Source organism: Mycobacterium sp. NGS67, from assembly GCF_059812185.1.
The window spans coordinates 99,639-124,059 of record NZ_JCALCF010000018.1 but is presented as its reverse complement, the minus strand read 5'-3'; the positions used below and the strand labels follow the sequence as shown (position 1 = coordinate 124,059).

At 67.8% G+C, this 24,421-nt stretch carries 16 protein-coding genes and 1 pseudogene; 7 read left to right on the top strand and 10 right to left on the bottom strand.

The features are described 5' to 3' along the window. A pseudogene (locus AC5Y4D_RS17835) lies at positions 1–508 on the top strand (methyl-accepting chemotaxis protein); the annotation flags it as partial. 328 nt (positions 509–836) lie between these two features. On the opposite strand, the gene AC5Y4D_RS17830 reads toward AC5Y4D_RS17835, so the two are convergent. From AC5Y4D_RS17830 to AC5Y4D_RS17810, 5 genes are all read right to left on the bottom strand, one after another. After that, entirely contained in the window at positions 837–2,627 is a 1,791-nt protein-coding gene (locus AC5Y4D_RS17830; RefSeq protein ID WP_500037759.1) for a PE family protein, read from the bottom strand. Positions 2,628–2,752: 125 nt separating this feature from the next. After that, positions 2,753–5,305 (bottom strand): PE family protein, encoded by a 2,553-nt coding sequence (locus AC5Y4D_RS17825; RefSeq protein WP_500037758.1) that lies wholly within the window; start codon positions 5,303–5,305, stop codon positions 2,753–2,755. 192 nt (positions 5,306–5,497) lie between these two features. After that, positions 5,498–7,996, bottom strand: a complete 2,499-nt coding sequence (gene pheT, locus AC5Y4D_RS17820) for a phenylalanine--tRNA ligase subunit beta (RefSeq protein WP_500037757.1) — start codon at positions 7,994–7,996, stop codon at positions 5,498–5,500. Further along, complete coding sequence (gene pheS, locus AC5Y4D_RS17815; RefSeq protein WP_500037756.1) at positions 7,996–9,039, bottom strand: phenylalanine--tRNA ligase subunit alpha; 1,044 nt, start codon at positions 9,037–9,039, stop codon at positions 7,996–7,998. The genes pheT and pheS overlap by 1 nt, the downstream gene beginning before the upstream one ends. A 258-nt stretch (positions 9,040–9,297) precedes the next feature. Continuing rightward, a complete protein-coding gene (locus AC5Y4D_RS17810) occupies positions 9,298–10,203 on the bottom strand; it encodes an adenylate/guanylate cyclase domain-containing protein (RefSeq protein ID WP_500037755.1) in 906 nt (301 codons plus the stop codon). A 217-nt stretch (positions 10,204–10,420) separates the two neighbouring features. Between AC5Y4D_RS17810 and AC5Y4D_RS17805 the strand changes: the two genes are divergently transcribed. Then, positions 10,421–11,464, top strand: coding sequence for an oxygenase MpaB family protein (locus AC5Y4D_RS17805; RefSeq protein WP_500037754.1), 1,044 nt, complete (start codon positions 10,421–10,423; stop codon positions 11,462–11,464). Here the strand turns inward: AC5Y4D_RS17805 and AC5Y4D_RS17800 are convergent. From AC5Y4D_RS17800 to infC, 4 genes are all read right to left on the bottom strand, one after another. Further along, the gene (locus tag AC5Y4D_RS17800) at positions 11,417–12,226 is read right to left on the bottom strand and encodes a TrmH family RNA methyltransferase (protein ID WP_500037753.1); all 810 of its coding nucleotides are present in this window, start codon (positions 12,224–12,226) and stop codon (positions 11,417–11,419) included. The two genes, AC5Y4D_RS17805 and AC5Y4D_RS17800, sit on opposite strands and share 48 nt — an antisense overlap. Positions 12,227–12,236: 10 nt before the next feature. Next, positions 12,237–12,626 carry a 50S ribosomal protein L20 gene (rplT, locus tag AC5Y4D_RS17795; RefSeq protein WP_023373731.1) on the bottom strand — a complete coding sequence of 130 codons (390 nt, stop codon included), beginning with the start codon at positions 12,624–12,626 and terminating at the stop codon, positions 12,237–12,239. Positions 12,627–12,711: 85 nt separating this feature from the next. Continuing rightward, complete coding sequence (rpmI, locus tag AC5Y4D_RS17790; protein ID WP_499944237.1) at positions 12,712–12,906, bottom strand: 50S ribosomal protein L35; 195 nt, start codon at positions 12,904–12,906, stop codon at positions 12,712–12,714. Between the two features lie 46 nt (positions 12,907–12,952). Next, entirely contained in the window at positions 12,953–13,540 is a 588-nt protein-coding gene (gene infC, locus AC5Y4D_RS17785; RefSeq protein ID WP_499944255.1) for a translation initiation factor IF-3, read from the bottom strand. Between the two features lie 403 nt (positions 13,541–13,943). On the opposite strand from infC, the gene lysX reads away from it, so the two are divergent. From lysX to AC5Y4D_RS17760, 5 genes are all read left to right on the top strand, one after another. After that, complete coding sequence (lysX, locus tag AC5Y4D_RS17780) at positions 13,944–17,279, top strand: bifunctional lysylphosphatidylglycerol synthetase/lysine--tRNA ligase LysX (protein ID WP_499989932.1); 3,336 nt, start codon at positions 13,944–13,946, stop codon at positions 17,277–17,279. 92 nt (positions 17,280–17,371) lie between these two features. Next, complete coding sequence (locus AC5Y4D_RS17775) at positions 17,372–17,620, top strand: hypothetical protein (RefSeq protein WP_499944235.1); 249 nt, start codon at positions 17,372–17,374, stop codon at positions 17,618–17,620. Then, a complete protein-coding gene (locus AC5Y4D_RS17770) occupies positions 17,613–19,376 on the top strand; it encodes a serine/threonine-protein kinase PknH/PknJ (RefSeq protein WP_499989931.1) in 1,764 nt (587 codons plus the stop codon). Before AC5Y4D_RS17775 ends, AC5Y4D_RS17770 begins: the two co-directional genes overlap by 8 nt. A gap of 16 nt (positions 19,377–19,392) precedes the next feature. Then, positions 19,393–20,550: a winged helix DNA-binding domain-containing protein gene (locus AC5Y4D_RS17765; RefSeq protein ID WP_499989930.1), complete on the top strand. Its 1,158-nt coding sequence runs from the start codon at positions 19,393–19,395 to the stop codon at positions 20,548–20,550. Positions 20,551–20,583: 33 nt separating this feature from the next. Beyond that, the gene (locus tag AC5Y4D_RS17760; protein WP_499989929.1) at positions 20,584–21,468 is read left to right on the top strand and encodes a DMT family transporter; all 885 of its coding nucleotides are present in this window, start codon (positions 20,584–20,586) and stop codon (positions 21,466–21,468) included. Here AC5Y4D_RS17760 and uvrA read toward each other — a convergent pair. Further along, positions 21,458–24,367 carry an excinuclease ABC subunit UvrA gene (uvrA, locus tag AC5Y4D_RS17755; protein ID WP_499989928.1) on the bottom strand — a complete coding sequence of 970 codons (2,910 nt, stop codon included), beginning with the start codon at positions 24,365–24,367 and terminating at the stop codon, positions 21,458–21,460. The genes AC5Y4D_RS17760 and uvrA overlap by 11 nt on opposite strands. Positions 24,368–24,421: the final 54 nt, after the last annotated feature.

The window sequence follows — 24,421 nt, the reverse complement described above, 5'->3', positions numbered from 1 at the left end:
GAGTGCGGCGCTGAGCCTTACCCTCAACGCCGGGATCGCGAGCCAACTGGGTGCAGCCCTGTCGGGGTCGCTGAACGGTGGACTCAACGCCCTGGTCGACGCTGGCGAAAGCTTGTCGGCCAGCCTCGGAGCCGGATTGAACGGCTTGACGCGGACCGGCGCGAACGTGGCTGCCAACCTGGTCTCCGCCCTTGGCGGATCCGGTCAAACGGGTATGGCAATAGCCAACATCTGGGTCAACGCCGCGAACGAGATCACCGATGTCCTCGGCGGTGCTCTGGGCGCCAGCTTCGGAGCCGGACTCGCAAGCTTCGGTCAAACTGGTGGAACCTTGGCGTCCACTTTCTCGGGTGCACTGGCCGGACTCTCGCAGACCGGCGGCGCATTCCTGGGATCGCTGGACGACATTGCTCTCAACTTCGCTCTAGCGGGCAACGCCGCATTGCAGAACCTGCAGCTGGCTCTGCAAGCAGCCCTCAACGCCAGCTTCGGCTTCCAGGTGGGCTAGTAGTCACTGATCCTGATGACGCGGCACCGGCCATTTCGCCGGTGCCGCGTCCCTTTATAGGTTGCGGCGCATTGGCAGGCGACAAGGCGGCGTCCAGACGTTGCGTGCCCGCGCGAAGAGTCATCAAGCGCCGCAACCGATTCCGCTCGCACACCCCCGACTCGGCCGCCGTGCAATCAAATCCGCTGCCTCCCACAGTGATTCATTACCGGAGGCTGCCGTGCGACAAACGCTAGTCCGGCACGCCGCAGCGGGCTCTGCGTCCTCGTCGAGCAGTTCGATTCGGCATGAGCCGTCAAATGCGTTGGCCCCGTTGGCTCTATCTCGACTAGTTGGCGATCGAGTCGGCGAGTGTCCTAAAGCCGGTGTTCGCCAGCAGCTGGAAAAGGCCGCCAAACCTGGTGCCACCCAAAGTCAGGTTGATCGGGATGTTTATGCCAAACAGCTCCAAAGGCACCGTCGCCGTGATGGCATGCGGCGGCACCAGCAGCCCGCTGAAGGGCAGATGGGCGACGACCGGAATATTGAGATCACCGAGCACAGGCACAGTGAACGTCACCGGCAGTGGTAGATCCACGATGGCTTCACCGTTGAGCAGACCGTTCAAGATGTATGCAGGCGCGTCGATCACGCCGCCAGCCACCTGGATCGCATTGCCGGTCGCTATGCCGCCCCCGATGACCGTCCCGGCAGTTGCCAACCCGTCGAGCGCCGCGACTGGTGCGCCTGCCACGCCGAAGAGAAGCGATAGCGGTAAGCCGAAGTTCGCACCGAGTATCAGCGCCGGGGGAATCACGGTTCCGCTGATCGTGGTCGAAACACTGGTATCGGCGAGCGCGGTGAAGAACCGGCCGAAGTTGTTGGCAATCTGGGCGGGTACGGAATTGGCCGGCAGCAGGGTGCTGAATCCGCTGAGATTCTGGCCGGGTAAAGACAGGACCGGGAACAGGTCGCCGATCGGGCCGACGAGCTTGATGTCCGCCAGGTTGCTGGTGTCGAATCCGCTCAAGAAGATGTTGAGCACAGCCGAGGTGCCGTCGGTTACCGCGAGGTTGTACTGGCCCGTCGCGATGTCTTGGCTGACCTTGGCCCAGTCGGCCGGGAAGTTCGCCAGGTTCGCCGACAGGTCGCGGCTGAAAGCCGAGAAGGACGTGTTGAGGGTCTGGAAGTTTCCGACCGTACCGCTGACGATGCCGCTGGCAGCCGCTTGGAAGTCGGTCGCCGCGTTACCGGAGGCGAAGTACTCCAGACCGGTCTGCGCGACGAGACCGGGATTCTGCGCCGCGTAGGCGAGTTCGGCGCCGATCTGGGCCCCGTAACCCTGCTGGTTGGCAACGATCTGCCGCAGCAACGGGAACGGGTCGGCGGCAAAAGCATTGCTGAGCGCAGCCAGATTGTTGCCGGTGTTGACGAAGAGTTGCTGCCAGGCACCGCCAATCGGGGGGCCGGTGACGACCCCGCCGGTGGTCGGGAACAGTCCGGGGAGCAGCACAGAGCCCAGCCCTTGCAGCTGGCCCGTGAGGAACTGGGCGCCGGTGCCGCCGAGCAGCGCCGATATCCCGGCGCCGAACTGCTGGCCGGCGGCGTTGAAGACCGGGCCGAGCGGTCCGCCGCCGACCAAGGAGGTCAGGATGCCGTTGCCGCCGACGAGCGGTCCCAGCAAACCGCCGGTGCCGCCGAACAGAATCGGGCCCAGCAATCCGCCGCTGCCGCCGAGCAGCCCACCGAGGCCGCCGCCTCCCGTGCTGGTGCCGCCGCCCAGGATGGGCCCTAGGATCCCGCCGAGCGGGTCGGCGGCGGCCGCCGAGCCGTTCAGTAGCTGCCTTTCCGCGTTGGCGATCTCGGCGCCGACGTACGCCGCCGCGCCGCTGCTCAACGCACGGACGAACTCGGCGTGAAACGCCGCAGCTTGCGTGTTGACGGCTTGGAATTCTTCGCCGAATCTGCCGAACAGCTGAGATATCGCAGCCGAGATCTCGTCCGAGGCGGCGACAGCAATGCGCGTGGTCGGGGCCGAGAATGCCGCTGCAACCTCACCTAACGAGGAGCCGATGCCTTCCAGCTGTCCGGTTGCCGCCGTAATCCATTCCGGATCGGTGATCACAAACGACACAGCCATCTCCCGTCGACGCCTGATTTACGCCGGGCATGTACCCGAATACGGTGACGGTGAAACGCCAGTGCGGCATTGTTTTTTGACGAGCTAATGAACTAATGGCGCTGCCATTTTGAATTCATTGACACTTACGCGATGACCGCCGCGAGTTGAGTCGGCGCGTAGCTCAATAGGGCGGGAATGAGACCGCCGGCAGGAGTGCCGGTCAGGACAATGGTGACGGGCACACCCAGCACTGAGACCGTCGCGGTGAACGGGCGCAGCGGGGAGAGAATTCCGCCGAGCGGGATGCCGGCCGTCGCAGGCGGCAAGCCCGGCAGCGATAGCGTCAACGGCAGCGTCGCCTCGCCGTTGAGGAAACCGTCGGCGATGTTGGCCGGGGCCCCGACAAACGCCGCGAACGCGGCCGACGCATTCCCGGCCTGCACCGCACTGAAAAACGTCGTCGTGCTGTCGGCCGCCGCCATCAGCGTGGTGACCGGTGAACCGAGAGCGTTGATCGCCATCACCAACGGCAAACCGAAGGTCATACTCCCGCCCGGTATCGGCGAGACGGTGATCGAGGCCGCGATGGTTGTGTCGGTAAGGCTCTGGATCACGTTGGTCGTGTTCTGCGCGAAATCTCCGGGAATGCTCAAGATCGGCAACAGGTCGCCCAGTGTGCCGACCGGCTTGATGTTCGTGAGATCAGACGTGTCAAGACCGGTGATTAGAGTACCGAGCAACGCCCCGCCGACTGTGCGCACCGCGCCACTCGGGTTGCCCGCCAGTAGTTCTTGGAAGGCGACCGGCAGACTCGGCGGTATCCCGGCTAACCCGATCGAGAAGTCCCTGGCCGCGTTGGTGAGCGATGTCAGGGTCAGCTCGCTGTAGCCGTATTGGTTGGTGAGGAATTGCTGCAGGAAGGGTGCCGGGTTGGCCAACCAGTTGTTGCTGATGCTTTCCAGGTTGGTCACCGTGTTGTTGATCAGGTCCTGGTAGGGCTCGAAGATGGGGATGCTGCCGCTGACGGCGGCGGCCGCCGCGGCCCCACCGGGCAGGCCGAACAAGGTTTGGCCGGGGTTACCGGCACTCCCCGTAGCCCCCGGTGTAGCGCCGGCTCCACCGCCGCCCCCTGCTCCGCCGTCGCCGCCGACGAGCACCGCGTTGCCGCCGTTGCCGCCCGTCCCGCCGGCGCCACCTGTGCCGCCGTTGGTGTGCGCCCCGCCTGTGCCGCCGGCGCCGCCGTCGCCTGCACTACCGAAACCGAAAGCATTGCCACCAGCACCACCCACCCCGCCGGCCCCACCAGGAGTCGAGGCACTGTTCCTAGCCGTAGTTCCACCGGTGCCGCCGGTTCCGCCGTCGCCGCCGCTGCCGGCGAACAGCCCGCCCGCGCCGCCGTGGCCGCCGGCTCCGCCGCGCCCGCCGGAACCCCCGGTAAGAGTGCTGGAGTTGGTGTTGTTCCCACCTGTCCCGCCGGCGCCGCCGGCCCCCCCGTCGCCGAACAGGCTGGCGTTGCCGCCCGCACCGCCGGCGCCGCCGGCACCCGCACCCGTTGCCGCCGTGTTGTTGGCGCCCGCGCCACCGGCACCCCCAGCACCACCGGCGCCGAACAGCAGGCCGGCATTGCCGCCGGCCCCGCCGACCCCGCCGGTTTGGCTGGCCAGCAGCGACGTCGAGCCGGTGCCACCGACCCCGCCCTCACCGCCGAAGCCCAACAGTCCGACGTTGCCGCCCGCACCGCCCGCCGCGCTGTTGGTGCCGCCGGCCGATCCGCCGTCGCCGCCGCGGCCGACGAAGGTATTCCCGCCCGCTCCGCCCGCGCCCGCGCTGCTCGACCCGCCACCACCGCCTTCGCCGAAGAACGCATTGCCGCCGACACCGCCGGCACCGGTCGTGCTGGAACCACCGGCGCCACCGTTGCCGATGAACCCACCGTCCGCGCCGGCTGCACCTGTTCCGACGCCACCGGCGCCGCCGTTGCCGTAGAACAGTCCGGCGCGGCCGGCAGCGCCACCGCTCGGCCCTGCGCCGCCGTCTCCGCCGTTGCCGAAGAACACGGCATTGCCGCCGGCTCCGGCAGCGCCTGCGCCGCCGCTTGCCCCGCCGATGCCGCCGTTGCCGTAGAACAACCCACCCCGGCCACCGATACCCCCGGCACCAGCTGCGCCGCCTCCGGCCCCGCCGGCGCCGCCGTTGCCGAACAGCCCCGCGGCTCCACCGTTGCCGCCGGTTCCGCCATTCGGTCCCCCGGCACCGCCTGTGCCACCGTTGCCGTACAAGATGCCGCCGGGCGCGCCGTCTCCGCCGCGTCCGGCCAAAACCCCGGCGGCCCCGTCGGCGCCGTTGCCGATCAGCGGGCGCCCGAGCAGAGCCTCGGCGGGTGCGTTCACCGCGGCGGCCAACGCCTGGGTGGCATTCGCAGCCTCGGCGGCCGCATAGGAGGCAGCGCCCGCGTTCAACGTCTGCACGAACTGGGCGTGAAACGCCGTCGCCTGTGCACTCAGCGTCTGGAATTGTTGGCCATAACTGCCGAACAATTGCGAAATTGCGGTCGACACCTCGTCTGCCGCAGCGGCGGCCAATCCGGTCGTCGGACCCGCCGCAGCGGCGGCAGCGGCACCGAGTGCATTACGAAGTACGGCCAAATTGTCAGCGGCGACCGTGACCAGATCCGGTGTGGTAGCTAAGAACGACATTTTCAGCTTCCCTCGCTTCTGGCAAAGTGCACCTGAATCAGGTCAGGGTGAACGCAGCCTAAGTCCAAGTCCCACAAACGCGGGGCCGATTTGCCGCGATTGGCACCATTACAGATAACTGGACCGGCCTTATCACCCTGCTGCCTGAAACGCCGGTGCCAGCGGCAGGCCGAGTGAGCCGGCAGGACGTTTTCAGCTACGCAGTACCGCGCCGACCCGCTCGGCGGCGAAGCGAACCGCGGCGTCGCGGGCCGCGCTGGCGTCGTCTTCGGTCAGTGTCCGGTCGGGGGCGCGAAACCGCAGCGCGAACGTCAGCGACTTGCGGTCCTCGCCTATCTGGGCTCCGGCGTACACGTCGAACAGTTGGATGTGTTCGAGCAACTCCCCGGCCCCTTCGCGGACGGCGTCCTCGACCGCTTGGGCGGGCACGTCATCGGGCACCACCAGGCTTACGTCCTGGAACACCGCCGGGAACGGGGACACCCGCGGTGCCGGCAGCACTCCCGCTATCGGTAGCGCGTCCAGGTTCAACTCGATGGCGCAGGTGCCTTTCGGCAGGCCGGCGCGCTCGATCACAGCCGGATGCAATTGCCCGGCGTGCCCGATCAACGTGTCGGCGATCAGTACCTCGGCGCACCGGCCCGGATGCCACGGCAGGTACTGCGTCGCCCGGAAGACGACCTCGACGCCGCTGGCGCGCGCGACGACCCGCACCGCCTCGAACGCATCGGCGGCCTCCACGGGGCGGCCCGCCCCCCACGGACCGCGCGGCTCGCGCAGTCCGGCCAGCACCGCGGCCAGATGTTGCGGTTGGCGCGGCAAGGACGCGTCCAGTGTGGCGATCTCGGCGTCGGTGGGTCGGCGGTCGACCGGGATCAACTCGACGCCGCGGGTCTGTTCGGTCGGCTGGACCACCTGCGCAATCGCGAACAGCGCGGCATCGCCTAAACCGCGGGATACGTTGCGCCCCAGCGCTTCCAGCAGGGCCGGCAACAGTGTGGTGGCCAGCTGCGGACGGTCGGCTTCCAGCGGATTGACCACGTTGGTGGTATTGCGGCGAGGATCGTCGGCGGGCAGGCCCCAGACGTCGAACACCCCCGCCGGCAGGAACGGCGTCGGCAGGATCTCGACGTAGCCGGACAGCGCCAGCGATTTGCCGACCGCGCGGCGACGCCGCTGCTGGGGCGTGAGTCCGCGACCCGCCGGCGCTGCCGGCAGCACCGACGGGATGACTTCGAGACCCTCGAGCCGCAGCACCTCCTCGACCAGGTCGGCGGGCTGCACCAGATCCGGGCGCCAACTCGGCGGCGTGACGGTCAGAGTGGCTTCGTCCGACTCCACCTGCGCACCGATCTGGGCCAGTCGCCGGGCCGTGGTGCCCGCGGGGTAGGACACGCCGGCGAAGCGGTCCGGCAGGTCGGCGGGAATCCGGATCGGCGAGCCGGCCCAATCCGAGACCGAGGTGCCGACCGGGGGGTCGCCGCGCCAGTCGGTCAAGGTGGGTTCGGCGGTTCCCCCGGCGATGTCGACCAGCAACCGCGCGCAGCGATCCAGCACGGCCACCGAGATGGCGGGGTCGACGGCGCGTTCGTAACGGCGGGCGGCCTCGCTGGGCAGATGGAGTCGGCGCTGGGTGCGCGAGATCGCGGCCGGGTTCCACACCGCCGCTTCCAACAGGACGTCGGTGGAGTCGGCGCGCACCTCGGTGCTGGCCGCGCCCATGACGCCGCCGATCGCCGTCGTCGCGACCTCGTCGACGATGAGGACATCGACGGGTTCGAGCTTGCGCTCGATGTCGTCGAGGGTGACGACGGTCTCGCCGGGACGGGCGAAGCGCACCGCGAAGCCCCCGGTGATGCGCGCCCGGTCGTGAGCGTGCATCGGGTGACCGAGCTCGAGCATGACGTAGTTGGTGACGTCGACGGCCGGTGCGGTAGCGCGGATTCCGCACAACAGCAGTCGTCGCTGCAGCCACCACGGCGACACCGCGGCGGGGTCGATCCCGGTGACCGGACGCAGCGCGAAACGGCGCACACCGGTGTCGGGGTCCACCACCAGTGGCCAGGCCTCGCCGTCGGCCGGCAACGGCGAAACCGAAGCCGGGTCGACGAATTCGAGGTCGTACGCGCAGGCGATCTCGCGGGCCAGGCCGCGCACCGACATGGCATAGCCGCGGTCCGGCGTGATGGCCAAGTGAAGGACCACGTCGTCCAGGCCGAGCACTGCGGCACCCTCGGCCCCGGGCTCGGCGGTTCCCGGTGGCAGCACCAGAATTCCGGAATGGTCTGTGCCCAAGCCGAGTTCGGCTGCCGAGCAGATCATGCCGTTGGAGTTGCGCCCGTAGGTTTTACGGGCGGCAATGGTGAAGTTCCCGGGCAGGGTGGCCCCGGGAAGCGCCACGATGACCAGGTCGCCTACCGCGAAATTTGTTGCACCACAGACGATTTCCTGATCATCGTCGCCACCGACGTCGACCAGGCACGCGCGGATGGGCTTCTTGAACCCGGTGAGTTCTTCGATCTCGGACACTCGGCCCACCCGCAGCGGCCCCTCGACCGGACCCAACGCGAGCACCTCTTCGACCTCGTGCCCTACCCGCACCAGCGCCTGCCCGAGGTCGTCGGGGCTGGCATCCCAGTCCGGGGCACCGGCGCGGACCACCTCGCGCAGCCAGCTGTACGGGACGCGCATCAGGCGCCCACCCCGAACGGCAGGGAGAACCGCACGTCGCCCTCGACCATGTCACGCATGTCCGGAATTCCGTTGCGGAACTGCAGGGTTCGCTCCAGTCCCATCCCGAACGCGAAACCGGAGTACACCTGCGGGTCGATTCCCGCTGCGCGCAATACATTCGGGTGCACCATGCCGCAGCCGCCCCACTCCACCCAGTCCGCGCCGCCCTTTTTGTTGGCAAACCACACGTCGACCTCGGCGGAGGGTTCGGTGAACGGAAAGAAGTGCGGGCGCATCCGGGTCCGGGCCAGCGCACCGAACTCCGCGCGCGCGAACGCGTCCAGGGTGCCGCGCAGATGCGCCATGGTCAGCCCGCGGTCCACCGCGAGTCCCTCCACCTGGTGGAAGACCGGGGTGTGGGTGGCGTCGAGTTCGTCGGTACGGAAGGTGCGCCCGATCGAGATGATGTAGACCGGCAACTCGCGTTCCAGCAGCGTCCGCACCTGCACCGGCGAGGTGTGGGTGCGCAGCAACTGCCGGGAGCCTTCCGGCGCGATGTAGAAGGTGTCCTGCTCGCTGCGCGCGGGGTGGTCCGGCGGGAAGTTCAGCGCGTCGAAATTGAACTGTTCGGTCTCGACCTCCGGGCCCTCGGCAAGTTCCCAACCCATCGCGACGAACGTGTCGGCGATGCGCTCGGCCAGGATCGTGATCGGATGCCGCGCGCCGGTCGGTTGCCGGGTTGACGGCAGGGTGACGTCGATGCGTTCGGCGACCAGCACCGCCGCGTCGCGCTCGGCACGCAACACCGCGAGGCGTTCGTCGTAGCAGCGCTGAGCCTCGCCGCGGGCAACGTTGACCCGCTTGCCCGCGTCAGCGCGCTCGTCCTTGGGCAAAGCGCCGAGTGCTTGCCGGGCCAGCGCCAGGGGCGACCGGTCACCGAGGTACTCGGTCTTGGTGTGCGCGAGCGCTTCCAGACTGTCGGCGCGTGCGATGGCCTGCCGGGCGGCCTCGACCGCTTGGGTCAACGCTTCCGGCGACAGATCGACGGGTTGATCACCCACGCGGCGGCACTCTCCTTGTTGACGGGGGCTGGTCGGGCTGCCCGGCTACCCCGCGCGATGGGCTCGGCCCGCATCGTCGCCAGGTGGGCTCAGGGCACGGCGACGACGCAACTGTCGATCCTAGTCACCGCTGCGGTGCCGCCCCTGTCGGGGACCGGTCGAAAACTCGCGAACGGTCTCCCCGCTTGGCGAGGCGCTATCGACACCTACCAGCGCGCCACCCACGCCGATCGTCGACCCGCCGCGGGATGGTGGCTCTCAGTGGGCGTCTTTCTTGTCCGTCCCATCCCCGCCCGACATATCCCTACCGGGTTTGAGGCGGTAGATGGCCAGGTCCGGCGGGATGCCAGTGAGTTTGCTGGAGAACATCGGCCGGCGGGCCCGTCTGGCGGTGATGCCCAACTCGTCGAGCTCGCTCTGCGGAATCAGGTCCAGGGTCGGGCTGGAGATCATGACGCCGCCCTTGGTCGCGCGCTCCATCACACGTGCCGCGATGTTGACGTCGACGCCCAGCCAGTCCGAACCCAGCCGCTGCGGGCGCCCGGTGTGGATCCCGACCCGCATCCGCGGCGTATATCCGTCCACCTCAACGGATTTGATGGCCTCTTCGGCGGCGCAGACGGCCTTCACCGCAATGCCGGGACGGCGGAAGACGGCCATGATCCCGTCACCCATGCGCTTGACGATGTGCCCGCCGGCGTCCAGCATCGGGGATTCGACCGCGCGGGCCACCTGGCGCAGCAGGGCCAGCGCCGCGTCGTCCCCGGCCTCCAACGACCATGCCGAGTACCCCACCAGGTCGGTGAACACCAGCGTCACCTCGGGGTTGGCAGGCTTGCGCGAGACGGCTTCGGTCATCGCCTGCCACACCTGCAGCACGCCGAGACTGACCTCGCGCGACGCCGCCTCGCGGTCCCCCAACAACCGATCCGCGGCCCGGGCGGCTGCGCGCGGCCCACCCTCACCGGCGGTGGACAGCGGGTCGCCGAACTCAGGGTCGCCGGGCAGCAGCCGTCGTGCGCGCTTGACGAAGCCGATCACGCCGGGACTGTGGTTGGTGCTGCTGAGCCACTTGGCCGGAGACCGTCGCCGTGGGGCGTCCTGCAGCGCGGTCGCGGTGGCGCCGGACCCCCCGGGCTGCGGTTCGTCTGGCCCGTCCTCCACCCGGCCAGGTTAGGCGGTCGCGGCTGACCCCGGCAACGAGGTCTGTGCCACACGTGTCGAAAACGTCGGCAAACCTGCTGATCACGCCGCTGCGGCGGTGCTGTGGAGAGTGCATAACACAGGCCGGACACACATCTGGATGTTCTGGACAACGCGTGTTGTCACCGTTTATCGTGAGCGCACACCAGCTGCTTGGGAAGCTGCTTTGGAGGCCGTGATGACTGCCATAACGACGACAGCGGCTGACCCCCTCGGGCCCGACTCGCTGACCTGGAAGTATTTCGGAGACCTGCGCACCGGGATGATGGGCGTGTGGATCGGCGCCATCCAGAACATGTATCCGGAGCTGGGTGCGGGCGTCGAGGAGCATTCGATCCTGCTGCGCGAACCCCTGCAGCGGGTGGCCCGGTCGGTGTACCCGATCATGGGAGTGGTCTACGACGGCGACCGCGCGTCCCAGACCGGCAAACAGATCAAGAGCTACCACGCGACCATCAAGGGAGTCGACGGCGAAGGCCGGCGCTACCACGCGCTAAATCCCGAGACCTTCTATTGGGCACACGCGACGTTCTTCATGCTGGTCGTCAAGGTGGCCGAGTACTTCTGCGGCGGACTGACCGAAGCCGAGAAGCGTCAGCTCTTCGACGAACACGTGCAGTGGTACCGGATGTACGGGATGAGTATGCGACCGGTGCCCAGTTCGTGGGAGGAGTTCCAGGAGTACTGGGAGCGGGTCGGTCGCGACGAACTCGAGATCAACCAGGCGGTGTTGGACATCTTCAACATCCGGATCCCCAAGCCGAAGTTCGTGCTGATGCCCACCCCGGTCTGGGACCAGATTTTCAAGCCGCTGGTCGCAGGTCAGCGCTGGATCGCTGCCGGACTGTTCGAGCCCGCGGTGCGGGAAAAGGCAGGGATGCGCTGGACGCCCGGCGACGAGATCCTGCTGCGCCTGTTCGGCAAACTCGTCGAACTCGCGTTTCTGGCGGTGCCCGACGAGATTCGCCTTCATCCGCGCGCGTTGGCCGCCTACCGTCGCTCGGAGGGACGGATCCGCAGCGACGCGCCGCTGGTCGAGGCGCCGGCCTTCATGGCACCGCCGCGCGACCGTCGCGGCCTGCCCATGCACTACTTCCCGCCGCGCCCCAAATCTCCGCTGGACCCGGCTCGCGCGCTGATGGAACGCGCGGGTTCGCTGGTGCACAACACGCTGTCAATTGCCGGCCTGCGGCCCGCGCGGGGACGCACTCGCGCCGCGTAACACGCGGGCACTCTGGTACAGACAGATTGCCGCCGACGCGGCAACGTTGAGACTCTCCGCTCCCCCGGCCATCGGGATGCGGACACGATGCTCCGCTTGGTCGGCGATGTCCGTCGGCAAACCATGGGCTTCGGGCCCGAACAGCCATGCCGCCGGCCCAGTGAGCAGCGGATCGGCCTCGTCCAGGGCCGTCTCGCCGTCGACGGTGGCGGCCAGCAGCCGCAGGCCAGCCGATCTGAGCCGGTCCAGGACGGCGCGAGCGTCCGGGGCAACCACGACCGGGATCGCGAAGATGCTGCCGGCAGACGCGCGCAAGCACTTGCCGTTGTAGGGGTCGACGCTGTGCCCGGCCAGCACCACCGCGGCGGCGCCCATGGCGTCGGCGATGCGGATCAACGTGCCGGCGTTGCCCGGCTCGCCGATGTCCACGGCGACGGCGACCAACCGCGGCGTACCGGCCAGCACGTCGTCCACACCAACGGCAGGGATCTCGCATACGGCGATCAACCCCGTCGGAGTCACCGTGTCCGACAACGCTTTTGCGGCCCGATCGGTCACCCGATGGGTCGGCAAGTCCGTCAGCAGAGCCTGATGGCGACTCGCCGCGTCCTCGGTGACGAAGACTTCCCGGACCAGTCCGCGCTGCACAGCGGCGGCAACCAGGTTGGGTCCTTCGGCGAGGAACCGTCCGGCACGACGCCGAGCGACGTGACGATGCAACTTGACCGCCGCGACCACCCGGGCCGAACGCTCGGTGAGCACGGGCCGCCGGTCAGGCAGCTTCTCCCGACGGGGCGTTGACGTCCTCGGGCAGCGCCGCGCGGGCGACCTCGACGAGCGCGGTGAACGCCGCCGGATCGGTGACCGCGATGTCGGCGAGGTTCTTGCGGTCCACTTCGACGCCGGCGGCCTTCAGGCCCTGGATCAGGCGGTTGTAGGTGATGTCGTTGGCACGTGCGGCGGCGTTGATCCGCGAGATCCACAACTTGCGGAACTCGCCCTTGCGGGCGCGACGGTCACGGTAGGCGTAGTTCAGCGAATGCAGTTGCTGCTCTTTGGCCTTGCGGTAGAGGCGGGATCGCTGACCGCGGTAGCCCTTCGATGCCTTCAGGACGCTGCGCCGCTTCTTGTGGGCGTTGACCGCCCGCTTCACGCGTGCCATGGGTGTTCCTACTCTCGTTCAAACAAATCGGTCGGGGGCTGGCGCCGGCCCGAGGTGTATGGGTGGTGGGTGGAGTACGGCGCCGTCAGCCGTTCAGCAGCGAGTTGACCCGCTTGGTGTCGTTGGCGGAGACGGTGGTGCGACCGTCGAGCCGCCTGGTGCGCTTGCTCGGCTTGTGCTCCAACAAGTGCCGGCGGTTGGCTTTCTGCCGGACGATCTTCCCGGTGCCGGTGCGCCGGAATCGCTTCGAGGCCCCGCTGTGAGTCTTGGCCTTGGGCATGTTTCCTCGGTTCTCTCTGATTGGTTCAGGTTCTTACTGGCAGTTACTAGGCCGACGGCTTGCCGTCGTCCGCCGGCGCGGCCCCCGGCTCGCCTTCGCGCTGCGCCTTGGCCCGGGTCTTCGCGCCGCGGTGCGGTGCCAGCACCATCGTCATGTTGCGGCCGTCCTGTTTGGCCGACGTTTCGACGAATCCGTATTCGGCGACGTCGGCGCCCAGACGCTGCAGCAGCCGGTAGCCCAACTCGGGCCTGGACTGCTCGCGTCCGCGGAACATGATGGTCACCTTGACCTTCGATCCCGCTTCGAGGAAGCGGACCACGTGGCCCTTCTTCGTCTCGTAGTCGTGGTCGTCGATCTTGGGTCGCAGCTTCTGTTCCTTGACGACGGTCTGCTGCTGGTTCCTGCGGGATTCGCGCGCCTTCTGCGCCGCCTCGTACTTGTACTTGCCGTAGTCCATGATCTTGCAGACCGGTGGTCTGGCATTGGGAGCAACTTCGACAAGGTCGAGATCGGCGTCCGCGGCCACGCGGAGTGCGTCTTCGATACGCACGATGCCTACCTGCTCTCCGCCAGGGCCGATCAACCGAACTTCAGGCACGCGAATGCGCTCGTTGACGCGGGTCTCAGTGCTGATGGGGCCTCCCTCGTTGGCTTCTATTTCAGTGCGGTCCATGCCTGGACCGGCCGGAAACAGTAGCGGGGACACCAGCCATCAGCAAGAAAGCCCTGCAGAAGCAGGGCCCAATGCCGACCGATCGCAGCTCGAAATCACTCGAGTCGCCCGCGCCATGCGCGGAACAGGCATCCGGAAAATGCCTGTGACCGGACCAGATAACCTTGACGGCGCTACAGACGCCTGCTCGTGGCTACCGGTGGGAGTGGGACTCCACTTAACTTTCCCTGGCCTTGGCCGGGATGGTCGCGCGGTTAGTCTAGCAGCAGCAATGCGCCACCTGGGCAACCCGGCCGGTAATTGCGGGCGGCTCGAACCCATGCAGGCAAGAGTTTCGCCGTTTGAACGAATATCCTCGCGGTTTGTGACACTCATCAAGCCGCGGGCGCCACTGCGGTCGTCTTCGCGGTATCACTGGCTGCCCGCCGCGGCCGGTTGGACCGTAGGCGTCATCGCAACCGTGTCGCTGCTCGCCAGCCTGTCGCCGATGATCCGATGGCTCATCCACGGACCGCGGGTCTTCATCAACAGCTATTTGTTCAACTTCCCCGACACCAGCTTCGCGTGGTCGTTCGTCCTTGCGCTGCTGGCCGCGGCGCTGACCGCGCGCAAACGCATCGCCTGGTTGGTGCTGCTCGGCAACATGGTGGTCCATGCGGTGGTGAACGCCGCGGACATCGCGGCGGGCGGTAACACGCCAGCCGAGGCATTCGGCGAGAACCTCGGCTTCGCCTTCCACGTCGTGACGATCGTGCTGCTGGTGCTGGGCTATCGGGAATTCTGGGCCAAGGTGCGTCGCGGGGCTCTGTTCCGGGCGACGGCAGTGCTGCTGGCCGGCGGCATCATCGGAATCCTGTTGTCGTGGGGACTGGTGGAAATGTTCCCCGGTACCCTCGCGCCATCTGAGCGGTTGCCCTACGTCGTCAATCGGGTGATCGGTTTCGGGGTGGCAGATCCGGAACTGTTCACCGGGCGTCCGCAGGTCTTTCTCAATGCGATCTTCGGGCTGTTCGGCGCGTTCGCGCTGATCGCAGGCACCATTGTGCTGTTTTTGTCCCAGCGCGCCGACAACGCGCTGACCGGCGAGGACGAGTCCGCGATCCGCGGGCTGGTCGAGTTGTGGGGCAAGAACGACTCGCTGGCCTACTTCGCCACCCGCCGCGACAAGTCGGTCATCTTCGCCCCCAGCGGTCGCGCCGCCCTGACCTACCGTGTCGAGGTCGGTGTCTGCCTGGCCAGCGGCGACCCCGTCGGCGACCCGAAAGCCTGGCGGCAGGCCGTCGACGCCTGGCTGCAGCTGTGCCAGACCTACGGCTGGGCACCCGGGGTGATGGGAGCCAGTTCGCAAGGCGCGCAGGTGTATCGAGAGGCGGGCCTCAATGCGCTGGAACTGGGCGACGAGGCCATTCTGCGGCCCAGCGAATTCAAGCTGTCCGGGCCCGAGATGCGTGGGGTACGTCAGGCCGTGACGCGCGCCCGCCGGGCCGGTCTGACCGTGCGCATCCGGCGGCACCGCGACATCTCCGCGGAGGAGATGGCCCGCGCCGTCGAACGGGCCGACGCCTGGCGCGACACCGAATCCGAACGTGGCTTCTCCATGGCGCTGGGACGGCTGGGGGATCCCGCTGACGGCGATTGCCTGCTGGTGGAGGCGCTGGATCCCGCCGGCGAAGTGGTGGCGATGCTGTCCCTGGTGCCGTGGGGCACCACCGGTGTCTCGCTGGACCTGATGCGTCGTTCCCGGGAATCCCCGAACGGCACCATCGAACTGATGGTCAGCGAGCTGACCCTGCATGCCGAGAACCTGGGTCTGAGCCGGATCTCGCTGAACTTCGCGGTTTTCCGGTCGGCGTTCGAGCAAGGCGAACAACTGGGCGCCGGTCCGGTGGCGCGGTTGTGGCGGGCTTTGCTGGTGTTCTTCTCGCGGTGGTGGCAGCTCGAGACGCTGTACCGCTCCAACGACAAGTACCAACCCGAATGGGTTCCGCGGTACGCCTGCTACGAAGACGCGCGGATGATGCCGCGGGTCGGCGTCGCGTCGGTGATCGCCGAGGGCTTTTTGGTGTTGCCGTTCAGTCGGCGCGACAAGGCCCACACCGGCCATCACCCAGCGGTGCCGCAGCCGCTGGTGGACACCGGGCTGTTGCATCCCGACGGCACGGCGCCCGACGTCAGCGGCCTGCAAGTGGACGACCTACCCGAAGCCGACGATGCGCGACGGCGTGACCCCGAGCAGGTACGGGTCCGGCTGGCGAAGCTGAAGAAGCTGCGCGCCAACGGGATTGATGCCTATCCGGTGGGCCAGCCGCCCAGTCACACCGTCGCCGAAGCCGTGGCCGCCGACGACGATATCGACGTCTCGGTGTCCGGTCGCATCCTGCGCGTGCGCAACTACGGCGGGGTGCTGTTCGCCCATCTGCGCGACTGGTCGGGCGAAATCCAAGTGCTGCTGGACAATTCGCGTTTGACGCAGGGACGTGCGGCCGACTTCAACGCGGCGATCGACCTGGGTGACCTGGTGGAGATGACCGGACACATGGGTTACAGCGACAAAGGCACCCGCTCGTTGATCGTCACCCGCTGGCGACTGATCGGCAAGTGCCTGCGACCGCTGCCAAACAAATGGAAAGGCCTGACCGACCCCGAGGCCCGGGTCCGGACGCGCTATGTTGACCTGGCAGTCAACCCCGAGTCACGTGAGCTGATCACCGCCCGAGGCAGCGTGTTGCGCTCGCTCCGCGAGACGCTGTTCGCCAAGGGATTCATCGAAGTCGAGACGCCGATCCTGCAGCAGGTGCACGGCGGCGCGACCGCGCGGCCCTTCATCACCCACATCAACAGCTACAGCATGGACCTGTTCCTGCGCATCGCACCGGAGCTGTACTTGAAGCGCCTCTGTGTAGGCGGCGTGGAGCGGGTGTTCGAACTCGGCCGAGCGTTCCGGAACGAGGGCGTCGACTTCAGTCACAACCCCGAGTTCACCTTGCTCGAGGCCTACCAGGCACACGCCGACTACCTGGTCTGGGTCGACGGCTGCCGTGAACTCATCCAGAATGCCGCCGAGGCCGCCAACGGCGCCCAGACAGCCATGCGGCCCAGAACTCAGGACGATTCGATCAACGACGGCTCTCGACTGGAGCCGGTCGACATCTCCGGTGAGTGGGCGGTCAAGACCGTCCACGACGCGGTCTCCGAAGCGCTCGGCGAGCACGTCGACGCCGCCACCGACCTGCGGACCCTGCGCAAGTTGTCCGACGCCGCCCGGATCCCCTACCGGAACTATTGGGATGCCGGCGCGGTGGTGCTCGAACTCTACGAACACCTGGTCGAGGCACGCACCGAAAAGCCCACGTTCTACATCGACTTCCCCACCTCGGTGTCCCCGCTGACCCGGCCGCACCGCAGCAAGCGCGGTGTCGCCGAGCGTTGGGACCTGGTGGCGTGGGGGGTCGAGCTGGGTACCGCCTACAGCGAGCTGACCGATCCGGTCGAGCAGCGCCGGCGTCTGGAAGAGCAGTCGCTGCTCGCCGCAGGCGGCGACCCCGAGGCGATGGAGCTCGACGAGGACTTCCTGCAGGCGATGGAATACGCCATGCCGCCCACCGGCGGCCTGGGCATGGGGGTGGACCGGGTGGTCATGTTGATCACCGGGCGCAGCATCCGTGAGACGCTGCCGTTCCCGCTGGCCAAGCCGCACTGAGCGCAGTGCTCACCGTTTCCCGGCCCGTCGCTACTGGCAGCTGATGGTGCGGTATTTCGATCGTCAGGACGCGCCCAAGTAACGTGTCGGACATGCCCGAGCACCCGCCTGCTGCCGACGCATCGCCCCCGCCGGATTCCGGTTATGACAGCTCCGGTGTCCCGACGTTCGACTCGGTGCGCGAGAAGATCGAATCGCGTTACGGAACCGCATTGGGCGCCGAGGAGCTCGCCGCCGAGACGGCGGAGGGACGCTCGGTCGAGGACCAGTACGAGGCCCGTCAGCGTGCAGCCGCCGAGCGCCTGGCGCAGATCCGGGAGTCGATGCGCACCGATGAGTGACACCATGCCGACCTCGCGGTCGGGCCTGCAGTTCGGGCCCTACCGGCTCGTACGGCTGTTGGGGCGCGGCGGGATGGGTGAGGTCTACGAGGCGCACGACACGGTCAAAGACCGCACCGTCGCGCTCAAACTGATGTCCCAGGAACTCAGCTCCGACACGGTGTTTCGCCGGCGCATGCAACGCGAAGCCCACACCGCCGGGCGGTTGCAGGAACCCCACATCGTGCCCATCCACGATTACGGGGAAATCGACGGCCAGCTCTACATCGACATGCGCTTCATCGAGGGCGAGAATCTCGGCTCGCTGCTCGAACACACCGGCGCGCTGCCGCCACCGCGCGCGGTGGCAATCATCACTCAGGTGGCCGCCGCGCTCGACGCCGCCCATCGCGGCAGCGTCATCCATCGCGACATCAAGCCCGAGAACATCCTGATCACCGGCGACGACTTCGCCTACCTGGTCGACTTCGGGATCGCCGCCGCGGCAACGGATCAGCAGCTCACCAAGACTGGGACGGCGGTCGGCAGCTGGCGCTACATGGCGCCGGAGCGGTTCGCCGACGACGAGACCACCTACCGCTCCGACATCTACGGTCTGGCGTGCGTGCTGTACGAGTGCCTGACCGGCGTACCGCCTTACCAGACTCAGAATCTCAGCGCCCTGATGGCGGCGCATCTGATGCAGCCGATACCACGACCCAGCGAGGCACGTCCGAACGTCCCGCGGGCCTTCGACGACGTCATCGCCCGCGGCATGGCCAAAGAACCCGCCGAGCGCTATCCGACCGCCGGAGAATTCGCCCGAGCCGCCGCCCACGCGCTCAGCGCGCCCGACCAGGACCGTGCGGCCACCATGATCGCGCACAGCCAGCAACACGCCCCGCCGCCCAGCGGTCCGGTGCAGCGCCCGCACTGGGCCGGCCCGCCGCCGCCATTGGCCCCGCCGACAGCCCCGCTGACAGCGCCGGCGGCCCCACCGCACCCGGCGTGGATCCCGGCTCCCCCACCTCGCCGCAATCGATGGCTCTTGCCCGCCGCGGCGCTGCTCGTGGTCCTCATCCTGATCGGCACCGGCATCTGGGTCGCGGTGAGCAATAGCGGCGGCGGACAATCCGTCAGCAGCGACACCACCACCGCGCGCACCTCCAGCACCGCCGCCACCACCACCTCTACCGCGACGAAAGTGACTGCAGCACAACTCGATTCATTGCTGCTGGCGCCCGAGGAGATCGACGCCCTGGTACGCACGACAGGGGTGGTCGTCGACCACAACGTGACCGAGATGAAGGATCCGGGCCCGGACAATGCGCTGTCGGACGAGCGGTGCCTGGGGCCGCTCATCGGCTACCAGACCCGCACCTACAAGAGCAGCGGCTACACCGGGATGCTTGCCCAACTCCTGAAGAAGCCGAACAGCAACCCGGGTTACGTGGTGGTCCAGGGCGGTGTCATTTTCGCCTCCGCCGAGCAGGCGCTGAATTTCGTGACGGAGCAAGCCGAGTCGTGGCGATACTGCGCCGGAAAAACGGTGATTCAGGTCAGCGAGGGCAAGCCATCCGAGTGGACGTTCCGCGAACTCAGCGGCAATCCCCCCAATATCGCGTTGCAGCGCAACTTGGCGGCAAGCACGGTGGTGTGCCAGCACGTGCTCAGTGCGGTGTCCAATGTGGTCTTCGACGTCAACGTCTGCGCACCCGACACGGTCAACCAGGCCAGGCTGATCGCCAATCAGATGGCCACCAGATTGCCAAAATGAACCAACCCTGCTGACCATGCGCAAATTCAGCGTCGCGGAACGACGGAACCGGTTGGCGCGCAGGCATTTCGTCGCCACGCCCGGTTCGGCGACGCGGGTCACCGCCGGTCTGGTCGGATTGCATGCCACCGACCCGGCGACGCCGTACCTGTCGCTGTGGGCACGTTGTCCGGATTTCGTCACCGCCGACCTCGATCGGTCGCTGTACCAACGACGTTCTGCGGTCAAGCAATTGGCCATGCGTCGGACGTTGTGGTTGGTCAACGCCGACGACCTGCCACTGGTGCAATCGGCGGCCAGCGCCGCGGTAGCGGCCAACGAGCGACGCCGCCTGGTCGCCGATCTGCACAAAGCCGGGGTGACCACCGACGGCAACGCGTGGCTGGACCGGGCCTGTGCGGCCGTGCTCGGTCAGTTGGCCGAGCATGGTCCGTGCAGCAGCAGCGAATTGCGGGCCGCGTTGCCCGAATTGGCCGGTAGCTACGACCCGGCACCCGGAAAGCGTTGGGGTGGTTCGGTTCCGCTGGCCCCCCGGGTACTGACGGTGCTCTCGGCGCACGGCCACGTCGTTCGCGGCCCCAACGACGGAGGGTGGACCGTGTCGCGACCGCGGTGGACTAGGGCCGAGGATTGGTTCGTCGAGGCCGGCGACCCCGTCCCCGAAGGTGTGGCGCGCGCTGAATTGACCCGACGCTGGCTGCGCACGTTCGGACCCGCCACCATGACCGACCTCAAATGGTGGTTCGGCGCCACGTCGACGGCGACCCGGGTGGCTCTGGCCGCCATCGGTGCGGTCGAGGTAGATCTGCACGGCAATCCTGGTTACGCGCTGGCCGACGACCTCGGCACCGAACAGACGCCGCCGTGGGCCGCGCTGTTGCCGGGTCTGGACCCCACCACCATGGGGTGGTCGGACCGGGACTGGTACCTGGGCGAACATCGTGACCAGGTTTTCGACCGCAACGGCAACGCCGGCCCGACCGCGTGGTGGAACGGACGGATCGTTGGCGGCTGGTGTCAGGACGGGAACGCGCGCGTGCATCTGCAGCTGCTGGAAGATCCCGGGGGCGACGCCCGGCGCGCACTGCAGCGGCGCGCCGACGAACTCACCGCTTGGCTGGACGGCGTACGCGTCAGCCCCCGCTTCCCGTCGCCGCTGTCGAAGGCGCACTGAGTCAGTTGCCCCGGCACGGGGTATGTGCCGCGCATGGATTGGCTGGTTTCGCATGCAGCGGCCATCGGTTCGGCGTTGCTGGCGTCGTTGATGGCGGCACTGGGCATTGTCGTCCGGCAGGCCGCACTGCAACGGTCCGGGCAGGACGCGTCTACCGCTGCGACCGTGCTTCGCGACCGATTGTGGTGGGCGGGGACGGCGGCGGCCGTCGCTGGATATGCGTTTCAGGCCGTGGCGCTGGCGAACGGGTCCCTACTGTTGGTGCAGCCGCTGCTGGTGTCTTCGCTGCTGTTCGTGCTGCCGCTCAGTGCCCGGCGATCCGGAGATCGGGTGACCGGCGCCGAGTGGGGGTGGGCGACGCTGCTGACCGCGGCGCTGGCGATTTTCGTGCTGGAGGGCCAACCCCGGGAAGGGCACTACCGGCCACCCGTGCCGGCGTGGACGATGGCGCTGGCCGTGGTGGTGCCGGTCTTCGTGATCTGTGTGCTGGTGGCGCGCCGCACCGTGGACAGAACCCGCGCCGCATCGCTGGGGGTCGCGGTGGCGGTGGGCCTGGGTTTGATCGCCGTGCTGACCAAGATCTGCACCCACCGGTTCGGGCTGGGCGGCTGGCATGCTCTGCTGACCGTCCCGGCGCCGTATCTGCTTGTCGCACTGGCGGTCCTGGTGACCGTGCTGCAGCAGTGGGCGTTCAAGGCCGGGGCGTTGCAGGCGTCCGTCCCGATCATGTTGGTCGGCGAACCGGTTGTCGCGGTGCTGCTCGGCGTTGTCGTGCTGGGCGAGGTGCTGACTGTGCACGGTGTCGGGTTCGTCGCACTGCCGGCCGCGGTGGCGGCGATGCTGGCGGCCACGATCGCGCTGGGCCGCGGCGAGGGCGCTCAGACCGAACGGGCAGCTTCCCAGCCGCTCAGGCGCTGACCTTGCGGCGCTTGGCGCCCCGCCGCGGGGCGATGGGCGCGGAGGTGATCACCTCGGCCAGGAACTTGCCGGTGTAGCTTTCCGGCACTGCCGCGACGTCCTCCGGAGTGCCTTGCGCGACAACGGTTCCGCCGCCGGCACCGCCCTCGGGACCCATGTCGACGATCCAGTCCGATGTCTTGATCACGTCCAGGTTGTGCTCGATGACGATCACCGTGTTGCCCTTGTCGACAAGACCGCTGATGACCTTCAGCAGTTTGCGGATGTCGTCGAAATGCAGACCCGTGGTCGGCTCGTCCAGGATGTACACGGTGCGCCCGGTCGACCGCTTCTGCAACTCCGAGGCCAGCTTCACCCGCTGCGCCTCGCCGCCGGACAGCGTCGGCGCGGGCTGGCCGAGCCGCACGTACCCCAGCCCCACGTCGACCAGGGTGCGCAGATAGCGATGGATGCCCGAGATCGGCTCGAAGAACTCCGCCGCCTCCTCGATGGACATGTCCAGCACCTCGGCGATGGTCTTGCCCTTGTAGTGCACCTCGAGGGTTTCCCGGTTGTAGCGGGCACCCTGGCACACCTCGCACGGCACGTACACATCGGGCAGGAAGTTCATCTCGATCTTGATGGTGCCGTCGCCGGTGCACGCCTCGCAGCGACCACCCTTGACGTTGAAGGAGAACCGCCCGGGCTGATAGCCGCGGACCTTGGCCTCGGTGGTGGCCGCGAACAGGGTGCGGATCTTGTCGAACACCCCGGTGTAGGTGGCCGGGTTGGACCGCGGCGTGCGGCCGATCGGCGACTGGTCGACCCGGACCAGCTTGTCCAGGTGGTCGAGTCCGGTGACGCGGGTGTGCCGGCCGGGCACTTGACGGGCACCATTGAGTTTGTTGGCCAGCACCGCCGCCAGGATGTCGTTGACCAGCGTGGACTTGCCCGAACCGGACACCCCGGTCACCGAGGTCAACACCCCGAGCGGGAACGACACGTCGATGCCCCGCAGATTGTGCTCTCGCGCGCCGACGACGGTGAGCTGACGTTTCGCATCGACCGGTCGTCGCACGGCCGGCAACTCGATGCTCTCCCGGCCGGAAAGGTAAGCGCCGGTGAGAGATTCTTTGTTGCGCAACAGCTCTGGATACGGTCCGCTGTGCACGATGCGACCACCGTGCTCGCCGGCGCGGGGGCCGATGTCGACGATCCAGTCAGCGTGCTCGATGGTGTCCTCGTCGTGCTCGACGACGATCAGCGTGTTACCCAGATTCTTCAACCGGGTGAGCGTTTCGATGAGTCGCCGATTGTCGCGCTGGTGCAGGCCGATGGACGGTTCGTCCAGCACGTAGAGCACGCCCACCAGTCCGGAGCCGATCTGAGTGGCCAGGCGGATGCGTTGTGCCTCACCGCCGGACAGCGTGGCTGCCGCCCGCGACAGCGACAGGTATTCCAGGCCGACGTCGAGCAGAAAGCCCAGCCGCGACTGGATTTCCTTGAGCACCTGCCCGGCGATCGCCTGCTCGCGGGTGCCCAGCGTGAGCGCGTTCAGGAAGTCCGCGCAGTCGGCGATGGACAGTTCGCAGACCTCGGCGATGGACTTCGGTCCCAACTCCCCCGCCGCCAGTGAGACCGCCAGGATCTCCGGTTTGAGCCGGGTGCCCTCGCAGACCGGACACGGGATGTCCCGCATGAAGCCCTCGTAACGCTCCTTCATCTGCTCGGACTCGGTCTGAGCCATCTTGCGTTGCAGGAACGCCAGCACGCCCTCGAAGTCGGCGTAGTAGGAGCGGGTTCGTCCGTAGCGGTTGCGGTACCGCACGTGCACCTGCTCGTCGCAGCCCTCCAGGATCGCCTTGCGCGCCTTGGCGGGCAGCTTGCGCCATGGGGTGTTGACGTTGAAGCCCATGGCGTCGCCCAGCCCGGCCAGCATCCGGGTGAAGTACTCCGCGGTGTGTCCCGTCGACCACGGCGCCACCGCGCCCTCGGCCAGCGTGAGCTCCGGGTCGGGAACCACCAGGTCGGGGTCGACCTCTTTGCGGATGCCCAATCCCACGCATTCGGGGCAGGCGCCGTAGGGCGAGTTGAACGAGAACGACCGGGGCTCCAGGTCGTCCACGGCCAGGGAATGCCCGTTGGGGCAGGCGAGTTTTTCGGAGAACCGCTGTTCGCGGGGCCGGTCGTGTTCGTCGCGATCGTCGGGGAATTCCAGGACGACGATGCCGTCGGCCAGGTTCAGCGCGGTCTCCACCGAGTCGGTCAGCCGCTGCTTGGCGGTCGCCTTGACGGTGAGCCGATCGACCACCACCTCGATGTCGTGCTTTTCCTGCTTCTTCAGCTTGGGCGGGTCGGTCAACGGGTGCACCACGCCGTCCACCCGCACCCGGCTGTAGCCCTGGGCGTTCAGCTTGTCGAACAGGTCGGCGAACTCCCCCTTGCGGGTGCGTACCACCGGGGCCAGCACCAGGAAACGGGTGCCCTCGTCCATCGCCAGCACCTGGTCGACGATTTGCTGGGGTGTCTGGCGCGCGATCCGCTCACCGCAGACCGGGCAGTGCGGGGTGCCGGCGCGGGCATACAACAGGCGCAGGTAGTCGTACACCTCGGTGATGGTCCCGACGGTGGACCGCGGGTTGCGGTTGGTCGACTTCTGGTCGATGGACACCGCCGGCGACAGGCCCTCGATGAAGTCGACGTCCGGCTTGTCCATCTGCCCCAGGAACTGGCGGGCGTAGGCGGACAGCGACTCCACGTAGCGACGCTGCCCTTCGGCGAAGATCGTGTCGAACGCCAGTGAGGACTTGCCCGACCCGGACAGGCCGGTGAACACGATCAGCGCGTCCCGAGGTAGGTCGAGGTCGACGCTGCGCAGGTTGTGTTCGCGCGCACCTTTGACGACGAGGCGGTCGGCCACGCTGCCCCTTTCAGCAAAATCGTGTGCTGCCCTGCCATGACGGTTCGGTCATGG

Bases quoted from the DNA above. Each gene is read 5' to 3' on its own strand.
- AC5Y4D_RS17830 (WP_500037759.1), bottom strand. From the start codon at position 2,627: ATGGCTGTGTCGTTTGTGATCACCGATCCGGAATGGATTACGGCGGCA.
- AC5Y4D_RS17825 (WP_500037758.1), bottom strand. From the start codon at position 5,305: ATGTCGTTCTTAGCTACCACACCGGATCTGGTCACGGTCGCCGCTGAC.
- pheT (WP_500037757.1), bottom strand. From the start codon at position 7,996: ATGCGCGTCCCGTACAGCTGGCTGCGCGAGGTGGTCCGCGCCGGTGCC.
- AC5Y4D_RS17805 (WP_500037754.1), top strand. From the start codon at position 10,421: ATGACTGCCATAACGACGACAGCGGCTGACCCCCTCGGGCCCGACTCG.
- rplT (WP_023373731.1), bottom strand. From the start codon at position 12,626: ATGGCACGCGTGAAGCGGGCGGTCAACGCCCACAAGAAGCGGCGCAGC.
- rpmI (WP_499944237.1), bottom strand. From the start codon at position 12,906: ATGCCCAAGGCCAAGACTCACAGCGGGGCCTCGAAGCGATTCCGGCGC.
- AC5Y4D_RS17775 (WP_499944235.1), top strand. From the start codon at position 17,372: ATGCCCGAGCACCCGCCTGCTGCCGACGCATCGCCCCCGCCGGATTCC.
- AC5Y4D_RS17770 (WP_499989931.1), top strand. From the start codon at position 17,613: ATGAGTGACACCATGCCGACCTCGCGGTCGGGCCTGCAGTTCGGGCCC.
- AC5Y4D_RS17765 (WP_499989930.1), top strand. From the start codon at position 19,393: ATGCGCAAATTCAGCGTCGCGGAACGACGGAACCGGTTGGCGCGCAGG.
- AC5Y4D_RS17760 (WP_499989929.1), top strand. From the start codon at position 20,584: ATGGATTGGCTGGTTTCGCATGCAGCGGCCATCGGTTCGGCGTTGCTG.